Below are 20,367 nucleotides of genomic sequence, written 5' to 3' on the forward strand. Positions count from 1 at the left end.
GCCTTCAATCCCCCGGGCCCGGCTTCTTCGAACCGTTTCCGGCCTACCAAACCCTACCCGACACTTTATTTTTCAGTTTTCCGGCCCTTACGGACCGCTGTTACTGCGGCTTGCCCCCCTCGGCACCACGGTGGGGACAAGTCCCCGGTGTTGTACGCCGATTAAAATTTCCTTTCGATTGTTGTTCAGACGAGAACCGATGTTCGTGTTCGTATTCGAGGAATCGTTGTTCGCATTCGACATCGAAACACCGCCATTCGGGTTCGCGTTGTTGTTGCCACGATAGACCACACGGCCTATGGGGAGGCGCCACCTTTCAAATGCAAAAGTACTATTTTCAAATTATTATTTAACAAACAGATACAAAACCTGACGTCAAAAAAATATTTTTCGACGGGCTGACGCCCGTAATGAACGGCGTTCCCCTGCTCGGGGAACACCGGATGTTTTGTCGCTTCGCTCCCGCTTTGACGCTTTACGCGGCCGATCATGCAACCTCGCTTATCGCTTTAAACGCCACGGCGCTCGACGCCTTAACGAGCCGGCCGCGGAAGGCCAGACGAGAACCGATGTACGGGTACGTACCCGAGGAATCGTTGCTCGCATTCGACACCGAAACACCGCCACTCGGGTACGCGCTGTTGACGCCACGATAGACCACACGGCTGGAGGCAGTGGATATGTAGTAGATGTCGCAGTAATTTGTCGAGGAGGAACCCGAAACGGAACCCACCGGAATCACGTCCATATATTTGCCATGCGCCACGGCGGTAATCCAGATACCGGAGCTCACGGAACCCTTAACCAGGCGGGTACTGCCGTCAGGCATCCAGATGCGCCACTTCCCGGAATTGCCCGTGTCATTAGGAAGATCCACGCCGTCCATCATGTCATATTTATGACCATAGATGTCCTCGTAGCCAAGGCAGCAAATATTATTCACCTGCGTAACCGTGGCCCCGCCGTAGTCATCCTTCTCACGGTACCACGCATACTGGTGGACGGAGTTTTCTATCAGGCTGTTCGTCACATTAGGGTTGATTGAGGAGGCTTCCTCGTAGCCGATCGTGTCCGTCATACCGCGGCTGGCAGTACCACCCGTAGTACGGTTGTTCGTGTGAGAGCCCGCGCCGCATTGTTCCTGGCTGTCACGACGACCGTACTTCGCGTAGAAAAGATTCGCGATGCGCGAGTGCATAAGGGCATCAATCTGCTGCATACCGCGCTGGACACTGTAATAGTGGAAATCAGCCCAGGTCATGCTCGCCGTAGTGCTCCCGCCGGTAATGCAGGCGCGAAGTTTGGAACCGACAACACTGCTGCCCACAACGGCACACAAGTGCTCGTCATTAGGCACCCATTCGGGTTCCATATCCTCGATCCTGTCACTGTTAGAAAGGACAACCTTATCGAACTCTGCCGTGTTCAGAATGGAGAAGTGAAGAGCAGTGGCACCCTCCGGAACATCGGCAATCAGGTACATACCGGCCTCGAACTTGTTGCTCAAGGTAGGGACGACGATTGAACTGATGACCGTGCCGGAATCGTCTGTGAAAATGCTTCCGACAAGGCTTGTACCGGGAACGCTCGGGAAACGCACACGCTTGTAACCGTCCACGTTCACCTTGCATACCGAATACGTACTGTCAGTACTGTAGCTGTTCGAAAGCGTATCCTTTCCGCTCATGATCTTACGACCGGAAAGATAACCGCCACTCGTGCCCTTAATGTCGTCAAGCGTAAGGACGTCAGCATCCGGAACGGAAGGCATGTTATCCGAACCGTTACTGCTGTAACAGGAGTAATGCTTGCCGTTCAGGTAATCATTGATACCCTTGCTCCAGAAGAAGGGCTCGTACATCATCCAGTCACCTTCAGTGCCGTCCAGTCTGGCAGCCGTGCCGTCGGCGTACTTGTTGCTGTCCGTGTCGTCCAGCGGGTAGTAGGTCATCTCACCGTCCAGGTTGTTCACCGTGGTATCAACGTTCGCCATGTTCACACCCCGCGTCGTCGCTTTTTTAGTCACTTTAGCAAGTACACGGTGACGCTGCTTCAGGATGGCGGAAATATGACCGCTCACCTCATACGCGTTGTCATACTTGTAGCCGGTACCGTTGTCAAGGTTGCTCACGTTCGCGTCATCCGATACCTCGTCGTCGAACTCGATCATCGTGTATTCCGGCTGCCGGATATTCAGTTCCGGGAAGTGCGCCTTCAGAGCGCTGTACGTATCGTCATCAATGTAGCGCGTGAGCTGTACCGTACCCACCAAGGCGCACGTGTCCGTAGTGTTGCCATCGGAATCCACACCGCCCATCCCGACAAACTTATCCAGCCACGTACCGTCATCCTCGCGGTCAATACCGGTTACTCTGATACGTTCCACACCCGTGCAACGGCCCAGCAGGGTTTCCCAGTCAATACCTGGACAACTGTCAAAGATGAAGGTCTTCACCTTGCTGTAGCTTTCCAATGTCAGCCCGCCGGTGGTCAGTCTGCCCAGATATTCCAGACGGAGGCTGGTCAGTGTACCGGGAAGGTGGAGCAGCGTCACGGGAGAACCCTTGGCTAGCACCACGCTCTGCACCTGCGTACCGCGGGCCTCAAGTTCTTCCAGCTTGGTCTGCGCACTCAAATCCAGCTCGGTACTGGTACTTCCCCCGGTTTTCGCCTGTGCTTGGTTACGAAGGTTGAGTTTACGTAGCTGCTTGCAGTTGCCGATGTTCAACCACCAGCCGGTACTGCCGTTGCCGGAACTTTGAAGGTTCAGTTCGCGCAGCACGGTACATTTGCCCAGGTCGAAAGCGTTTTTCAGGTGGTCGGCGGCCCCGCTCATATCCAGCACCTTCATACGGCTCGCGCCATAAACCCTCAAGGGATCGTTCACCGTATAGGCACCGGTGATGGAAAGGCTCGCAGCCGCATCTTTCTTGATGATGCCGGTATTCCCTATATTCGGGCTGTTGTTCGTACCGTAGCCGAAAGCATAAACCTCGTTGGCCGTAATCTTCAGCACGTCGGGGGTGTCAGCAGCCGTACGTGCCAGATAGAGGTCGATGTTGTCACTGGTGAAATTGCTCGTGCCGTACTTAGCATCCAGAAGGGCGAAACGATTACGCACGAAATATTCACGGTGCGCACGGTTACTGCCCTGAAGGGCGTAGATGAACGGCCACACCTTGCCGTACATCTCCTGCGTGGCGGGCAGGATGTACTTCAGCTCGCCGCTCTTGTTATAGGCACGGTCGCACCAGTTGCCCGCCTGCTCCACGTTCAGCATGTCCAGGACACGGCTGGTGGTAAGTACACCGCGAAGAGCCTGCGCCTGTGTCTTCAGGTCAGCGTCCAGGTTGGCCAGAACGAGGTTCCAAAGCCAGCTGTCACGGCCTTCAAAGGCATATTTCCCGGCCTCGGCGTCATAAGTGTCGCGGTCGGTGGTGTAGTCATACACCAGGAAACAGTCGTTACGTTTTCCCATCTGGGTATCACCGTCGTAGTAGGTGATGTACCATATCAGGCCGTCCCACGTGCGCAGCATCATGTTCTTCGCACGCTGGTCAACGGCAAGGAAATAGTCCGTCCAGAGGTAATACGTCAGCAGGAAAGCCTTGTCGAAATAGTCACTTATCTCGTCCCTGAACTTCTCGCTCTTAAAAGTGGAGAGGTCGGCGCTCGTCGCACCGTCCGGAACACACGAGCGTATCCATGCGTACAGCCGTTTCACGGCCGTACGCTGCGACTCGTCAAGGCCCGCCCATTTCACATCATCCGGAACGTTGGTCTCGGCACCGGCATCAAACACCTCCTCCAGATGAGCGTCACTTGTGGTCTTGAAAAGGCACATGGCCTCGGTATTGTTCAGCATTTCCAGAGTGAGGGGACAGGCAGGATCGTAACCCTCCACGCCACTAAGGCCGAACAGGTCGCCGCTCTTGCTTTTCTCGTTGTTGAAGTTGTATTGCCCCACATAGTTGTTCTCGCCGTCCTCCGCAGCCGCCACAAACATGTCGATAGGCACACCGTCGATAGCGGTACGCACGGTGACCGCGTTCAAATCGCTGCCGCCCGTCTCGTACTGGTAACGCTGCGGAGGGGTGAGAAGCCCCATCTCCTTCAGCACGTCGTTGAACAGTTTGGCACCGCCTGTGTTCAGCGACATGGACGAGTCGGAATAATCACTCTTCAGACAGATCAGGTTCATGGCGATGCCACCGGGACGGACGGGATATTTCTTTTCCGCCTGCTCCTTGCCGCCAACGGTGAAGCTAAGGTTCGTGCCGCCCTTGCTGATATAGATACGGATGTTCTTGCTCGGATATTTCGTGGAACTGGTACCCTGAATACGGATATAACAGTCACGAAGCACGAAGTCGTATTCGGATCCGAAAGGGGAGTAATAGAAGATATCCGCCGAAAAGTCCGTCTTCTTGTTGTTCTCGGCATACACGTCATCGAGCTTGTTCTGGCGCACGATACGCAGCACCCCCTTGCCCTTGGCACGCAGCTTGTCCATATCCACAGTGTCGGTATCACCCAGGATATCGTTCTCCTCATACAGCGCGATCATCTCCTCACCGTCCGCACTGTCCACCATCCGGTTCTCCAGTTCCTCGTCGTCACTCAACCGGCGGGTATAGATACGCACGCTCTTTACCTCCACGTCCGCCCCGGCGCTGTCAATGGTGATATATTTCGGATTGTCCTGGCGGAAGCTGAAGGCGTTGTCGTAGATGTCGGCACCGGTACGGTTGCCGTCCACATAAAGCTCCATCAGACGGCTCTCATTGCGGGTACCCACCATGAGGGCCACCTTGATCCACCGGTCTTCCACATAATTCGTGCCCAGCTTGATCTCACGCTCCACCAGCTCGTCGTCCTCGTTGGTATAGGACACTTTCTCACCGGTCTTGAAACTCGCTTCCGAAGGGGTGATATAAAGCCCCTTGCCACTGTCGAGACAGTCCACAACTGCGGTATCGCTGTCAGTGGGATTGCTTACCCGGAGGGTCAGTTCAATGGTCAGCCCCGTACTTTTCACATCGGTGGCAAAGGGCCGGTAGCCGATGACGGCTTTCGCACCGTTGGTCAGCTTCAGCGCCTCACCCGTCCAGCCGTTGCTGCTCCAGTCAAAACCCTCGAACGTGGTCTCCACGCCGTTCGACTCCCATGTTCCGGGGTTACTCTCCCCGTTGCTGCGGCCCGCCGCGTCAAGCTTGACCGCCAGGCCGTAGGTGGCCTCGCTGATATCGATACCGCTCTCACCCACGTCGATGCGCAAAGTGTACCCGGTCGGACCGGCTTTCAGGACAAGCGTCTGCGTGCCTTCCTCGGTAAACCGGTTACTGTAGGTCATCATGCTGCGGGGAGCGCTCACGGTACTGCTCTTGACGCCGTTTTTCCAGAACTCCACTTCAGCGGGCACACGGTCGGGATCATAGGCCACCCAGTCGAAAGTGAGCTTCTCGTAGCGGCCGGCTTCAAGGACCGGCTCCAGATGCTCGTCCCGTCCGAGGACATGCCCGTCGGCATGAATGAGCTTCAAACCGATGAAGGGCGCGCCGGTTCCGGCCTTCAGCAGGTCGATATGGATGCTCTCGCTTTTCAGCGTGAGGTCGTCAGTTTCCATCTCGGCCACCAGCTGGGCGGTATGCCGCCCCACGGACAGGCCGGTCATGGAAACCTCGAAACTGCCGTTCGTCGTGCCGCTGCGGGTGACCGTATGCGCGTTCTGCTGTACACCGTCCACGTACAGGCTGACGGTTTTCGTGCCGGTACCGCTCACGGCGTAGGGTATACTCGCGGAATCATAGGTACCGTAACCGCCGTTCTGGATGGTGGCCGCCAGGTTGTAACCGCAGGAAAGGGACAGGGTGACGCTCTTCACGCTCACGTACGCCTGCTTCTTCTGCGCCTTGCCCGTGGTGGGATCGGTAGTCTCGGCAATGACGTAGATATCGCTCGTGCCCACCAGCAGGTATTTGGTCAGGTCAAGGGTATAGGTACCCTTGCTCACTTCCTTCAGCGAGGAGGAATAAGTGGTGGTCGTCCCGCGCTTCACCTGGATGGTGACGGTCGCTTTCTGTCCGGTACTGCTACCCTTGTCATCACCGCCGGCAACCTGGTGGTCATAGGTATAGGTAAGTTTCACCGCTCCGCCTTCCTTCACGGTTTTCTTGTCGGTCTCGGCAAGCAGCACGATCTTGGTGGTGGAGGACTCACCGCCGCCACCGCTGCCGGCCGGGATGTCAACGCTCGCGATCTCCGCCCCGCTCTTGTTGGTCAGCGCAAGGCGGACACTGCTCTCGTCGTCGCTCACTTCCGCGCTCATGCCGAACACGGTACCGGCTTCCACCTCCTGGAATTTGGCGGCGACGGTCTTGTTCTGGACGGGATTGGTACTGTCGGCATCCAGGCTCTCGTCCACTTCCAGCTTGTCGATGGTCAGATCCACGTTGCCCTCGCTGTCGGGAACTTTCTTCTCGCCGTTCACCGTCAGGCTCTTCATCGTTCCGGCACCGCCGAAGTCCTCCCAGCTCGCCTCCTGCTCCCAGCTCGACAGACTTGTCCCCACGAACTGTTTGGTCTCCCATTTGCCCTGCGAGACTTCATAGGTGATGCAACGGCCCTTGTAACGGTATTTCTCATCCACGGCACCGATCGCGGAGGAAAGGACATAATAACCGCTCTCCAAAGGGACTTCCGCCGTCACATTATACGTGTTACCGCCACCGCCCGTACCACCGGGAATATCAACGGAGGCAATCTCCGTCCCGGTCTTCCCCAGCAGGGTGAGTTTCACCGTGTCGTTCTCCTCATCAGGGACGGCCGTCATGCCACCGACCAAACCGTCGTTCACACCGGCGGCGGAATCCTCCGCCTGTTTCGCAGCCGCGGATGCCGCTGCCGCGGCGGAATTTGCAGTTTCAGCAGCCTGATTGGCGGTACCGGCCGCATCAGACGCCATACCCGCAGCTTTATTCGCCAAAGCCGCAGCATTATCCGCTTTCGTGGCAGACGCATTCGCCGTGGCAGCGGCATCATCGGCCGGTTTACGCAAAAGGGTGAGCGGAGCACTCACCAGCTCACTGCCGCGAAGGGCGGGGAGACTTTTGATATTGTCAAGGGAGCTGACCTCCACAAGTTCATCAACGCTCTGGCTCTCGGCCTTGATAGCGTTCAGGATGTCGTTCTTAAGTTCCGTTTTCTCCGATTCTGTAAGTGCCATAAGTTATTCCTCCTTTTTTATTGTTGTCAGTCATTGTAATAATGGTATGAAAGCGCGCTGAAGCCAAGGATGCACCAGCCGCACTTGTTCAGGCTGTTAATGATGGCGGGCTCCTCCCAATCCTCGCCCGTGTAGAGCAGGAGGAAGCGGTTCACGGAGGTGACGTACAGCCAGTTCCTCTCCGGGTTCTCCGGAGAGGAAGAAAGCTCTCCCTTCCACGTGATGCGGAGATCATCGGAAGCGCCGCCGTAAACGGGGAACTCCACCCACGCGCCGTACCAGTAAAGGTAGTTGCGGTTCCTTTTCGTGTCGTAGTAAAGCCATCCGCTCGAGGGGGAAGCGGGGGGACCGGCCGACGCTCCCCGCCACGAAACCAGGTCCGCAAGGATTCTCCCGTTCAGCTCGGGGGTACCGACCAGCTCGATGATCCCGCTGATCCAGTCGATCCTGTAGGGGTCGGAATAGGAAAGCAGCGAATCACTGCTAAGGTTCACGTTGGAACCGCGGAGCAGCGTGCCGTCGTCCACACGGACGGAGCTGTAGCGGATAGAGCCCACCGTACGCGTATAGGGAGGGTGGCAGCCGTTGTAAAGGGTTACGCGCGAGCCGATATAACGCACGTCGTTCGGAAGGATGATGTCCGCACCGTTCGACGAACCGGCCATGTCCACCTTCAGGCTCAGCTCGCGGCCGATCAGGTAGCCGGCCTCGCCGCGGCCCGAGCAGGAGGTCAGGACGGCGTCGCTCGACTCCACAAGGTGGAAGTTCGTGCGGATATGCCCGGAGAACGTGCCCGCGTTCGCCTCGATGCTCCCGTCCTCCAGGATCTTGAAATTATCGTTGGCCGTCACGAGGCCCTCCAGCTTGACGCGGTCACCGGTCAGCTTCACCACGCTGATCTTGTTGCCGTCAGCGTCCGTCCCGTCCACACTCACGCCGATAAGCGCCAGTTTCCCGTCCGCGTCCTGGGCGTAGATGCCCGCGCCTTCAGGCTTCACCACAAGCCCCGTCTCTTCCAGCATATTCTCGTCACGGTCAAAGACGGCGGCCGTTATCTTCACCAGACGCTCCGACTGCTCGAAAAGCGTCCGGTAGCGGTGTGCAAGGCTCTCCACCTTGTCAGTGGACAGCACGAGCATATACAGGTAGATGTCACCGGTAAAGGACAGTTTGAAATCACCGGTACCGTTCCAGAGGCCGCTACAGGTGTACTGCACGTAACCATCAGTTGCAGACAGTTCCTCCTCCACCTCCAGGCTGTTGAAGTTCGCGAAACCCGTCTTGTCAACGTCCAGGAACTGGACTCTTAGAGTCCCTTTGGTTGCGCAGCGGTAGAAGAAGGAAAGGTACACCGGCACGGCCTCCTTCTCCCCGTCACCGTTCACAGGCATGGAGGGGATGCTTTTCAAATTCGCCCGTTTCTGGAGGATGTACTTGTTACGGATGTGCACCACCGTCCGCCCGTCATCCACCGTCACGCTCGCCCCGTCGCCCTTTCTGGTCAGTACGTTGTTGTTCGCCCAGATCCATTTGTTACCTGCCAGGAAGAACACCGTCTCGTTCTCCGTGTTCCATTTCTCCAGCCCGTCATCGAAGGCGGGGTTGTTCAGGTAGCCCTTCTCCGTGGCGAAGTCGTTCCTTAGGGCGGTCACCGCGCTGGTGATGCGCCCCTCCACGATCTCGAACTTGGTCTTGATGTCCTCACCGGTCACCAGAAGGAAAGTCCCGCGCAGGTAGGCGTTGTCGCTGTAAAGGCCGTTGCCGTGCGGCTGGTTGTCAGCCGGGAACCAGTCATCGCTGATGCCGTCCAGGTTGCCCAGGCGCGCACGAAGGCAGCCGGTGAAGTTCTTCGCCTTCACCCCGTCCATCACGTCCACGCGGGGCTGACCGTCCTCGGTGGCGGAGATCAGGATCAGGTTCTGACGCAGCGGGTTCTCCGTGTTGCCCATCAGCACGCACTCGTCACCGGCCTCCGGAAGGGAACCTGAAAATTCATCCTCACTTACGAGAATGGAGTCACCCTCCACGCCGGCCACCTCCACCCAGTACCCTTTCAGGTTCCCGCCGCTGAACGTGGCGCAGCGCATCAGGTCATGGGCCTGGAAACTGTTGTCCTGCTCGAAAGTGATCCTCCAGTAACCGTCCTCAAGTACGGCGGTCTTTATTTTCCCGTTGGCGGCGCTGACGCACAGCTGGCCGCCAACGCTGCGTACCTTCTCGATAAGCAGCTCCAATACTACCATGACCTGGCGTACCGTCAGCTTGTCGATGGTAAGATGGGACAAAGCGTCCTCCATCCACAGCCGCCACCCCTCACCGAAAAGACCGTCCACAAATTTCGGGCTGCGAAGGAACTCACGCACGACAAGGGTCAGCAACTCGGCATTGCCCTTGTCATCAATACCCGCATTATCCTCCTGTCCGAAAGAGGCTCCCGCTTCGAAGGTGATCTTCCCCTTTGCACGGTCATTCTTTTTTTTGCTGATGTGTTCCGCCTGACTTCTCCGCGCGGAAAAAAGATTGTTGTCCGTAGGCAGTGTCTTGTCCCAGCTACGGATAATGTCAGGAAGCGCGGCACCCTCCGCCTTTGACTTCGTATAGTTTTTCAGTTCCCCGATACTGTCATTCACCCGTTCAAACGCACCACTATGCAGGGCATCGCTGATCTCGATGTCCATCTCCCCGGGTTGGTTCACCTTCCGGGTAATTTTCGTGATGCGGCTGCTGCGATAACCGGTTTCGGGGAAATACTCCTCGCTTTCAAGTCTCACACGGCGGCCTACGGACAGGGAAACACCGTTCTCCTCAATCCACACATGGTCGGTCGGGGCCTTGTAAACGGCAAGATCCTGCCAGCATTCGGTATTGAACTGTTCCACCGCCGTAAGAAACTCCTCCTCGGCAAGCGGGTAATATTCGTCCGGCATACGGATATTCCAGAGAATATAACGGTCACCGGATTTCGGAATAAGTTTGCCGCCGGGGAGTTGCGTGTCATCATCATAGGGCCATATCGTAATAATCTCGAACTCACGGGTGGCACTGTTGAAATTCACCTCGAAATAGTGGTCCTCACCCTGCCCCAGTCCGGAAAGGTCACCGTCCTGGAACGATACACGTTTGGTCTCGTCGGGCAGCTCGTAATCGTTCGGATCGAAATTCAGGCTGTCGTCCCTGAAATAATAGACCGTGAAAGGGTTGCCGTCGTCATCTTTCACATCTTCGCTGCGCACACTGCTGACAGCCCCGATCCTGCGGGGATAAATGCCGCTGAAGGCGTCTTGCTCGTAACGGTCATAGATGCCGTACTCCTCCGTATGTATCTCGACATATTGCCTGCCCCCCGGAAGCATCAGGCGGCTATGCCCGTATTTTGACGGATCTATGTTCCGCGTGCTGCCTACCGGGAACAACCGGGTATAAAAATTGTCGGTACCCGTCGTGTCGCGTTCGATTCCGGTCAGTCCCTTCCCGTAGCCCAGCGTTATTTCCTCGCCATGCTCACACCGGCACACGTTCACGGTCTGGCCTTCCACCCACCATTCAGCCTGCCCGCCGACCGCTTCGGCTATCTCTTTCAGGGCTTCGTTGCAGTACTTCCCCTCGTAATCGATGACGATAAGGTCCGTACCGTCCACCCGCCCCACTTTCCAGTCGGTGGTGTGGTTCATTCCGTCATTGATACACTTCACGATCATGGCCACGTGTTCACGCGGAGTCGCTGTCAGCGTGAACACAGGCTCGGTGTTCCCGTCGGTGGTCTCCAGCACAAGAAAACGTCTCACCAGGCTCTCGATACCGTAAAACTTCAAATCATATACCCACTCCTGGCCGCTCTTCTGCTTCGGGATGTACCGTTCGGTCAGCCAGTAGCGCTCACCCTCAAAGTCCACCCGGTCATTCACGTCCAGGGCGATATATTCGTAATGCGTGAAAGAGAGTGTCAGGACATTGTCACCCTGCACCTCCTTCACCTGGGTGGAGCTGTCGCCCGCCTCGATATCGGTCCGTCTGTTGCCGTTGCTGTCATAGATGGTCAGCATGTCTGTATCTTGTTTAAACGTCGTTTGAATAGGGTTTGAATCACATTTATATGACCGGGACAGGTTCCCGGAACTTCACCTTGAACTTGCCGGCGTGCACGCCTTCCTTCCAGAGATAGGTCAGAGGCTGGAACTTGCTGCAATCCGTATATTTCACACGGAGAGTCAGGGCAAGTTGGGGAAAGGAAATCTCAAGCCACCCGTCACGGCCTTTCTTCAGGAAATTGATGAACTCGAAATACTTCTTCAGCCAGCCGGCCTGCGTTTTGCCAAACAGGGCGAAATGAAGCGTCACGTCACGGGCCTCGTTCCTGGGCGTCAGCACGGAGGAATATTTCTCCCCGTCCTCCTCCCGGATATTCACAGCCGTGTCCGTTTTCGTCTTGCTCGGGGTCAGGATGGCGGTCAGGTTATCCATCCCGCCGCGCTTGTCCTCAACGAGGAACACCCCGTATGTACTCCAGATGTCGGTACCGTTGACAAGTACCAGACCGCCTAAGATCTTTTCCATATCATTTGCATTTTACTCCGTCACGATTGATTTTACGAATCTCTTCCTCTATTTTGCCAAGGTGCGACGCGCTCGTGCCGGTGTTCTCCTCGATACGGGCAAGATGCCCCTCGGCGGTGTTCATCTTGTCGATGACGCTCTCCATCTTCTCATCGATGCTCGACCAGTGTTGCAACCCGCTGGTGAACATGCCGTCCAGTTTTGTACCCTGGTCCTGTGTCATGGCTGAAAAACCGCCGGTTTTGGCGCTCTGGCTCGTACCGCCCGAGTTATCGTACCCGGTGGCCGCGGCAAGATTGTCACGAAGAGCGATGGCTTCCTCGACATACTTCATGTACTCGTCCTGGAGGGCCTTACGCTCGGCTTCTGTAAGGTCATTGTCTTCCATCGCCTTGCCGAATTTCTCCCACCAGCCTTTCAGCTTGTCGGAATACAGCTCACCGATCTTGTTTGACAGCATCGCACGCATGAAATACTCGGATATGTCCTCCGCCGCGGCTGCGGCATCATACTTCATATCCATCAGGTTATCCACGAAACTGCTGTACATGCTGTCGAAGGAAATACCGGTGAGACCTTCATACAGCTGGTCGGTAAGTTCCTCCAGCTTGCCCGCCTGGTCGATATAGTCATCCAGCTTCTCGGTCAGACGACCTCCATATCCGCCCTTGCCGGTATCCTGGATCTGCGTCCACATGTCCACGTTACTGCGCAACTTCTTCATCTCCTCCGGACTTAGGTTCCAGATGTCACCGTTCCAGCTACGCCCGATCTGACCGCTCAAACGGTCAATCTGTTCCTGTGAGAAACCGCCCCAGTAATAATTCCAGCTGTGATGCGAACCGTGATAGCCGGCCTGCGACATGGCCATGTCCAGATAGTTCGAGTTCGTCTCCTGCTGGAGCCTGTAGGCATCCCGGTAGGCGGCCACGGACTTTGTACCCTTGCTCGCCTTGATCTCCTCCGTCAGGTCCTCGATAGCCGTCTGCAAGGTCTCGTTGCGCTCGGTCAGCCGGTCGATGGTTTCCTGGACCTCTTTGGCATTGCTTGAAGTCGTCCAGGAGGAAAATCCGCCCCAGGTCAATGCGTCGAATATCTTGCCCACACCGGAAAGCAGCGATTTTCCGATAGTCACAAAAAGATCACCGGAAAGCACATCGTCAAGAATACCGCTCACGGCATTGAACACCGCGTCGAGCAGGCCACCGATGACCACACTCAAACCATCTTTGAAAAGGTCTATAATACTTACAATCCAGCCGACAACAGGCACATCCTCAAGTGTTTCGGAAACCTTTCCGAAAGCCTCGCCCAGTTTGCCGTCCACTTCCTTGGCACCTTTGCCGAGTGTGATCAGGCCATTATACGCCCCGCTGATACTGCCGGAGGCAATCTGCTGCAATCCGTCCCTCACATTCTCCATACTGGTCTTCAGACCGGAGGCAGTATTCGAGAGGGACTGCCGGGCACTGTCAGCCGTTTCCTGCAAGGCGTTTATATTCTCACTCGCGGCATCGGCATTAGCCTGCGCCGTTTCCAGGGCTTGCCGGGCGGACTCCTTCTCCTGTTCGGTTCCGGACTGTTGCGCCTCAATGTATGATTTCTGGGCGGCAATGAGTGCCGTATAGGTGTCCGCATACACCGCCTGTGCCTCCTTCAGGTCTGAAAGGGCTTTCTGGTAGGCAGTAACCTCGGCACCCAGTTTCTTGAAACTGACCTTGCCGGAACCGCCCAAAGCCCTCTCCATCTGCTGGACGGCAGAGACAAGCGCGTCCTGGCTGGCATGGTCGGCATTTCGGAACTCGTCAGTGAGCATGTATTTTCTGGCATCCGCCAATACAGGCTTTATCATATCGGAAAACATCCCGCCGAATTCACCGAAGACAGTACCCCAGTCAATACGGGCTTTCAGTTCCTGCACTTCGATGCCGGCAAGTTTGCTGTCACGTTCAACACCGAGAGAGAGCTTCTCGCTGCCGGACGTCGTCTTTTGTATCTTTTCCGCATATTCGGTCGCGATGGCGAGTTTCTGCTGCTGGAAGGTGCCGTAGGCCTGCAAATATTCCTGCATCACTCCGAACTCTTCCCGATAAGCTTCCGCTATTTTCTTCTGTCGGCCGGACTCGTTCAGCTCACGGGCCTTGTCTATTTCGGACTGCTGATCTTCCGACAGCGAACCGGACTGCCCCGCTTTCGCGTTGTCACGTTTCCAACCGGCTTCCTGCCTGGCTATTTCATCCTTGCGTGCCTGGTATTCATTGTCTATCTGGCGCAGCTTCTTCTCCAGCCCCTCGGTCATCATCTCAATCTCCGCCTCGTCATTCTTCCTTTGCAGCCCGGCGAGTTCCTGGCCCAGCTTTTCAGAAACCTGTTTGCGGCGTTGGGCTTCTTTCTCCGCCTTGTCCGCCTTCTTCCGTTCGGCCTCGGAATCCTTATCCTCACCGGGCTTGACCTTGTCGTACTCCTTTTTGGCGGTATCGACGGCATCCTTCAGTTCTTTCGCCTTCTTCTCAAACTCCTCACGGGAAAGGCTGTTGGACGTTTCCTGAAGAAAGGCGTTATAAGCCTTGAGCGCATCCTGGTATTTCTCTTTTGCCGCAGCCACCCAGTCAGTGCTTGAATCCGTGGGCAGGTTACGCCGGTTTTGTTCCGAAACCAGTTTGTTCAGCTGATACTTCAGTTCGTCACGGGAATAAGTTCCGGTAAGATTTTCGTCACCCTGCGTAATCTTTCCGTATTCCTTCTCCTGGACAGACATCCGGGCAAGCAGGGTTCTACGCTGCTTTATCTGCTGTGCAAGGGTCTCGTTACTCACACCGGTCAGGTTTTCGAAATAGGCATTTACCTCGTCCTTGCGGATTTGTCCGTTCAGGCTCTTGCGTTTTCCGTACAGATTCTGAAGCTCTGCCTCCTCATCCCTTGAACGTGCGGATTTCCGGACATATCGGGCTCTTTGCCGCCCGTAGCTGTCCTGGTAATATTCGGTTGCCAACCGGGTCTTGCCTTCAAGTTCTTTTATCCTGTCATCCACACGTTTCAATTCATTGGCGGGATTGGATATGGACTCACCGGCTTCCAATCGGGCTATCTCTTCCTTGATTTTCTTGATATTCTTCAGTTTCTCATACTCGGTGTCGTATTTGGAGAATATATCCGGATATTTCTGTTCCAGCTTGTTTAGCGCCTCACGCCGGGCATCCGTGGACACGGCTTCATCCCCGGCAATGGAACACAGTTCCTCTATTTTGCGCCTGTGCTCTTCCTCGGCCTCTATGGTTTTCTGCTTCTGCTGCTGATACCTTTCCTCGGATTCCTGCAAACGTTCGGTTTCCGTCTTCATGGAGATCAGTGCCACGGCAACACCGGCAAGCAGGGTCGCAACCAGCACATAGGGATTGGAAAGCATGGTCCGGTTGAGCATTTTCTGCGCTTTCTCAACCAGCAGGAGCCAGTTGTAATGCAACGCCTCCGCAGCCACCGCCCAGCCTTTCACGGCCGTGACTGTCATGACGGCGGTCCGGTACACACCATACGTACCGACAAGCCCGAGCAGGATACGGCCGAAACGTTCGTAATGCTCCACCATGTAGGAAACACCGGAAAGCGTGGTGTTGATGACACCTTCCGACTGTTGCCCGATTTCATTGAACATCATTGAAACGGCATCCTCTATATTGGAGATCTGTCCGGTTATCGTTTTGGATTGTGCCTCCATCAGACCACTGAATTTTCCGCCCTCGTCCGTCAGGCTCTCTATGACCTTCTGCACTTCGGGAAAACCGACCTTGCCTTCCTCCACAAGCTCCTTCACCTTGCTTTCAGCCACGCCGAACTGCTTGGCCAGTTCGGCGATCATAGGGATGCCCCGGCCGGTGAACTGGTTCAGGTCCTGTGTATAAAGCCGTCCCTGGGACATGGTGGTGCCGTAAAGATAGACCAGATCGTTCAAAGGGATGGAAAGTCCGGCAGCGATGTCACCCAAGCGGATCAGCGTCTCGTTCACTTTCTCCGCTCCAAACCCGTAGGCAAGAAGCTGCTTGGCACCCTGCGCGACATCCTCCAGGCCGAAAGGAGTGGTCGCGGCCGTATGTACCAACTGCTGCATCAGGGTGTCGGCCTTCTCCGCACTGCCGAGCATGGTCTGAAACGACACCTCCAGCTGCTGGAACTCGCCGCGTACCTTGGTGATGTTCGACACCAGCTCCTTGATAGTAAAGGCGGCCGCCAGCTTGCCGACGGTGTTGTTCAACAGGGAACCGCTCCTGTCAAGTTCCCGGATCTGTCTGTTGGCGGACGATGCCTGCTGGGACATCCGCTCGATCTTGCCCACGGCCTTGTCAAGACGGGCGCTCAAATGGTCCACCATAAGGAATTCTATTTGTACCGGTTTCATCTATTTTAGCTTGCTTTGAAAAAATCCTACTATTCCATCCGCTTCATCCTCGGCGCTCCGCTCATCCGCAGGACCGGAAGATCCGGACTTGTCACGGACATACCGGGGAGCGTCACTAAGCATCATGATCAGGGTCTGGTAATTCACCTTGTTCAGTATATAGTCCACGCTCCAGCCGGTGGCACTGGCAATCTGCCACACAAAACCGAAAGGGCTATGGGAGCCTTCATAACGGCTCTTTAACTCCCCTTCTTTCTTTGGCTCAGTCTCAAGCTCATCGGATTCGTCCGCTCGGCTGATCTGATAATAGGTATAAAAGGGTCGGTACCCATCAGGCTGACAAAACGCTTGATCGCACCCACCAGATAACGCTGTTCCATGAAGTTCCTTATGAGCCATGCCACCGGGCGCAAAAGCACGCGGCGGCTGAAAGGGCCACGACAAAGGGTATAGGCCACCATACGGCTCACCGCCTTGCCGTGAGAGGCCAGAAACTGCATTTCCTCCTCCTTGCTGAACCCCCACATCTCCTCACTGGTGATCCCCATCGACAAATATGTCCGGGCAAAAAGAATCTGACCGGACATATAAGGCCGCCTCATGGTCACGCGCAGCTCCAGCGGGGATTTCCTGAAAGGGATATGAAACGCTTTCAGCGGGACGCTCACACCGATATCCAGCAGCGCGTCCGCACCCTCACGCTGGATCTGCTTGATGACAGCTTCGTCCATACGCTACTCCTCGGCCAGGTTAGTGGAAGCAGCAGCGGCAGATTCAGCAGGAGGCAGTTTATACTGTTTCCACTCTTCCGGGATAGAATCCGTATTGAATACGCCATGGGGCTGGGAGCCGTCTTCCGGCATGGCCACTTCCAGCGTGCATTCGATTTTCGCCGTTTCTGTCAGGGTCAGCTTGCCGCCGAGATTGGAAAGTAGCGTGCCATTGGGAATCAGGATGCTCTGCCCCGAAACAAGGGCTATTTCCCACGGACCGGTCAGCAACACGGCTGCCGTCGGGGCCGTCCAACCAATCGGGGTTTTCTTTTCCGAGTCCTCTTCCTTGTAGTGCATGGTACCACCCAGCAAGCTATGCAGGTTTTCGTAGTTCAGCTGGATAACGTTGAACGTGGGGGCGATGCTGCCATTCGACTGGGGAATGATAAGCACCGGGGTTCCCGGCACCTGCTCCGCCTCGATTTTGGCGGATTCGGGTTTCTGCCCGCCCATGTCAAACGAATTCTTCTCTATGTAACCCACCACAAAGTCCTTGTATTTCACGGCACCGACGCCGTACATGAAATTCTTATTCATTGTTTCTTGATTTTGAAAGTTAATACTATGCCGGCAACACATCCGGTTATAAAAGCGGCCAGCGCTATTTTAACGGGACTAAAGCGACGTTCAAATTCCGTTTCAACTGTGAATGAGTCCTCATGTGTCTCATTACGGATACGGGTCAGTTCCTCCTCATAACACAGTACCAGCCGCTGGAGGCTGTCGCAGGATGCCTCCGCTATGATATTGCCGGCCGCATCGCTCTTCACCGTCAGGCCCGCCTGCCCGTTCCTGGAATGGTAGGACGAACCGGAGGGAAGTTTACGGAGGCTGTCCGGAGGGATCGTCAGGCTCACCGCCGATTTCGGAATCCCCGCCATCAACAACCCCCGCCTCACGTTTGACACGTTGTCGGCGCTTGACGACAGGCTGCTGTTCCGGTTCACCTCCGTCCTGCTCTTTCGAGTACTCGCGCATCCCGTAAAGAACAGGACAATCATCATGATGCCTGCAACTGTTGGCAGTATCAATGGCTTTCCGGAGGCGTGCCATTTCACGCCGGGTCGCCTGCAAAGCTTTCCTGTTTTCATTCAGTTCCTCTTTTAAGGGTTCTACAATATTCTCGATCAGGATACGGGTGGCATGTTCGGTATTGTCAATCCGTACCGTCTCGGCTTCGGCGGTAGCCTTCTCCGCTTTCGCCCTCGCTTCCCTGACCGTTGATTTCAGGGTGATGATGGCTATTATCGTGGCTACCAGACCACCGCCCAGCACCAGATTCATGACAGCACTGAAGTCCATACGCACACTGGTCTTTCAGGTCAAAGCCTATTTACCGGCATCCTTACCCGCAAACAGTCCGATGAGCCACTGGACAAATCCCGTATCGGCAACACCATTGGACACAAGGGACGCACCGAACCCGTAACACAACGCGATATACCACGTGGCATCAGCGACAAAGCCCGCATCCAGCCACCATAAAAGCATGGCGGCCACAATGCCCACACACCAGCTGACAATCTGTGTCGCCAAGCCCTGCATTTTTGGAAACAGAGCCTTGATCCCTTCCGTGAGCAACACCACGCCACCGACAAAACCGGCAAAGGTGGTGATCATCGCGCTATAATCGACTTCCGGTACTGTACCGGTCTGGGCAAAAGTTGCTGACACGAATCCGAGTATCAGCACAAAGAATAAAAGAAATCTTTTCATGTTGTTGTTGATTTATTGAGTTATACCTATTTGTTTAAGCCATCTCTGTACATCAAAACTGGGGCAGGCTTTGGCCGCCAGTTCATTGTGACCGACGATTCTCACATCGGGAAAACGACGATGGAAATCCTTCACGTACTTCTCAAGCGCCTTTTTCTGCCAGGAGGTACGGGTGTCCGCAGGCGTTTTACCATCCTTTGCACACCCGCCGGCATAGACGATATGGCGGCTCACGGAATTGTAACCGGCCACGCCGTTGGTCACTTCCCACGGGTCCACATTCGCGTCCTCGTTATTGTTCACCAGGCGTTCCACTCCGCCGTTCAGATGGAACAGGTCGGTATATCCGACCTGCTTCCAGCCGCGGCCGCCCTTTGAGACGGGGTTCGTATGCCAGGCGCGAATCTCCGCACCGCTTACCTCACGCCCTTCAGGAGTGGCCGTGCAATGGATGACAAGATACTTCAGCTTTCCCATCACTCACCGCCTTCCTCTTCATCAACGGCCGCCTGGGACAGTGCTATCTCCACCTTCTTCTCCGGATCGGCGTCCAGGCCCAGTACAAGTGTGCCGGATACCGCCTTGCCGCTACTGTTCACACCGGCGGTGACCGTCAGAGAGCCATCGGTACCGACTGCCGTGAAACCGGCAGGAATGGAAACCACGCTGTAATCACCGGAGGCAGTGACCTTCACCTCCTTGCTCTCACCGGCGGCCTTGAAAGAAAGAGCGGCCGGATCGGCAGAAATGCTGCGTTCCACTACCTTGAACACCGGAGTCTCACGGGTGTCAAGCACCACGAACTCCTCGCCGAAGGCGATTTCCGTGTCGGCCTTCATAAGCAGCTTGAAGAAGTACAGCTCGCTGGAGTTCATCCACTTGTCAATCTGGATCACCTCCTCATCGTCCTGGAGGTTCACACCGGCAAAAAGGTTGCCGTCAGCGCTCATCGAGCAGAGCGTGGCTACGATAAGGCCATCAGGCCAGGAATTCAGCGTCTCGATGGTGATACCCTTGTAACGCTTCTTGTTGATGTCCGTCTCGCTCGTGTTCTTGTACTCGCGTTCGGTCAGCTCGTCATCGTACTTGTCGAAGTCGTCAATACTCATCAGGATACGCAGGTTCGGATTCTCACGCAGGGCTTTTGGAATAGCCTTGCGGACAGCCTTCAACTTGCCGATCATGGAAGTATCGGAAGGAGCCGGAACCACGATCACATCCGGATCTTTAGCCGCCTGGGTCAGGATACCGTTGAAAAGGTGGTCGTCGTCCGAACCGAACTCGCCGTTCAGGTAATGCCAGCCCAGCTCGAACTTCACACTCTTGCTAAGTTCATCCAGAAGCGTGTTCTGCGCTTCGGGGGGAAGTTCGGCAAACACGAGGTTGCCCTTCGGCTGCCACTTGCGCCAAACATGCTCGAAGGCACGGGGATTGAAAGTCGTGAACGCCATGAAGTCCTCCGGATCCAGTGATTTCTCCGAGTAATTGAAATTGCCTTTCGAGTCTTCCAAAGTCGGGTTCTCCTTACGCTTCTGGAGCATCTTGCCCGTCTTGATACGCGGCAGGCTGATTTTTTTCTCCACACCGGGGATCACCATGATCAGACCTTTTTCTACAAGGTCATTCCCGGTGGTGGCCAGGACCAGTATTTTCTCCAGTACCTCGCCGTTGTAATTCGTGTTTCTTACTACTATTGCCATGGCAAA

General features: G+C 55.6%; 12 protein-coding genes. All 12 read right to left on the reverse strand.

All coding sequences use genetic code 11. The annotated features are described in order from the left end of the window. Positions 1 to 487: 487 nt before the first annotated feature. The 12 genes from KSX81_RS28260 to KSX81_RS28315 are packed head-to-tail and all read right to left on the reverse strand — an operon-like array spanning position 488 to position 20,361. Entirely contained in the window at positions 488 to 7,225 is a 6,738-nt protein-coding gene (locus KSX81_RS28260) for a hypothetical protein (protein WP_217732392.1), read from the reverse strand. Between the two features lie 26 nt (positions 7,226 to 7,251). Further along, the gene (locus KSX81_RS28265) at positions 7,252 to 11,268 is read right to left on the reverse strand and encodes a hypothetical protein (protein WP_149192755.1); all 4,017 of its coding nucleotides are present in this window, start codon (positions 11,266 to 11,268) and stop codon (positions 7,252 to 7,254) included. A gap of 46 nt (positions 11,269 to 11,314) precedes the next feature. Next, positions 11,315 to 11,779 (reverse strand): hypothetical protein, encoded by a 465-nt coding sequence (locus KSX81_RS28270; protein ID WP_004326780.1) that lies wholly within the window; start codon positions 11,777 to 11,779, stop codon positions 11,315 to 11,317. 1 nt (position 11,780) lies between these two features. Beyond that, positions 11,781 to 16,172, reverse strand: a complete 4,392-nt coding sequence (locus tag KSX81_RS28275) for a tape measure protein (RefSeq protein ID WP_004327431.1) — start codon at positions 16,170 to 16,172, stop codon at positions 11,781 to 11,783. Then, on the reverse strand, positions 16,173 to 16,373 hold the full coding sequence (locus KSX81_RS28280) for a hypothetical protein (protein ID WP_005846360.1): 201 nt from the start codon (positions 16,371 to 16,373) through the stop codon (positions 16,173 to 16,175). A 38-nt stretch (positions 16,374 to 16,411) separates the two neighbouring features. After that, complete coding sequence (locus tag KSX81_RS28285) at positions 16,412 to 16,903, reverse strand: hypothetical protein (protein WP_004327425.1); 492 nt, start codon at positions 16,901 to 16,903, stop codon at positions 16,412 to 16,414. A gap of 3 nt (positions 16,904 to 16,906) precedes the next feature. Continuing rightward, positions 16,907 to 17,467, reverse strand: a complete 561-nt coding sequence (locus KSX81_RS28290) for a hypothetical protein (RefSeq protein WP_004327424.1) — start codon at positions 17,465 to 17,467, stop codon at positions 16,907 to 16,909. Between the two features lie 11 nt (positions 17,468 to 17,478). Further along, positions 17,479 to 17,802: a hypothetical protein gene (locus KSX81_RS28295; protein ID WP_025066778.1), complete on the reverse strand. Its 324-nt coding sequence runs from the start codon at positions 17,800 to 17,802 to the stop codon at positions 17,479 to 17,481. Then, positions 17,768 to 18,247 carry a hypothetical protein gene (locus KSX81_RS28300; protein WP_004327423.1) on the reverse strand — a complete coding sequence of 160 codons (480 nt, stop codon included), beginning with the start codon at positions 18,245 to 18,247 and terminating at the stop codon, positions 17,768 to 17,770. The genes KSX81_RS28295 and KSX81_RS28300 overlap by 35 nt, the downstream gene beginning before the upstream one ends. A gap of 27 nt (positions 18,248 to 18,274) precedes the next feature. Beyond that, on the reverse strand, positions 18,275 to 18,661 hold the full coding sequence (locus KSX81_RS28305) for a hypothetical protein (protein ID WP_004327422.1): 387 nt from the start codon (positions 18,659 to 18,661) through the stop codon (positions 18,275 to 18,277). Positions 18,662 to 18,673: 12 nt separating this feature from the next. After that, complete coding sequence (locus tag KSX81_RS28310) at positions 18,674 to 19,138, reverse strand: N-acetylmuramoyl-L-alanine amidase (RefSeq protein ID WP_004327421.1); 465 nt, start codon at positions 19,136 to 19,138, stop codon at positions 18,674 to 18,676. Further along, positions 19,138 to 20,361 (reverse strand): BACON domain-containing protein, encoded by a 1,224-nt coding sequence (locus KSX81_RS28315; protein WP_004327420.1) that lies wholly within the window; start codon positions 20,359 to 20,361, stop codon positions 19,138 to 19,140. The genes KSX81_RS28310 and KSX81_RS28315 overlap by 1 nt, the downstream gene beginning before the upstream one ends. Positions 20,362 to 20,367 lie beyond the last annotated feature (6 nt).

This window comes from Bacteroides sp. MSK.18.37 (assembly GCF_019129155.2).
Classification (GTDB): Bacteria; Bacteroidota; Bacteroidia; order Bacteroidales; family Bacteroidaceae; genus Bacteroides; species Bacteroides ovatus.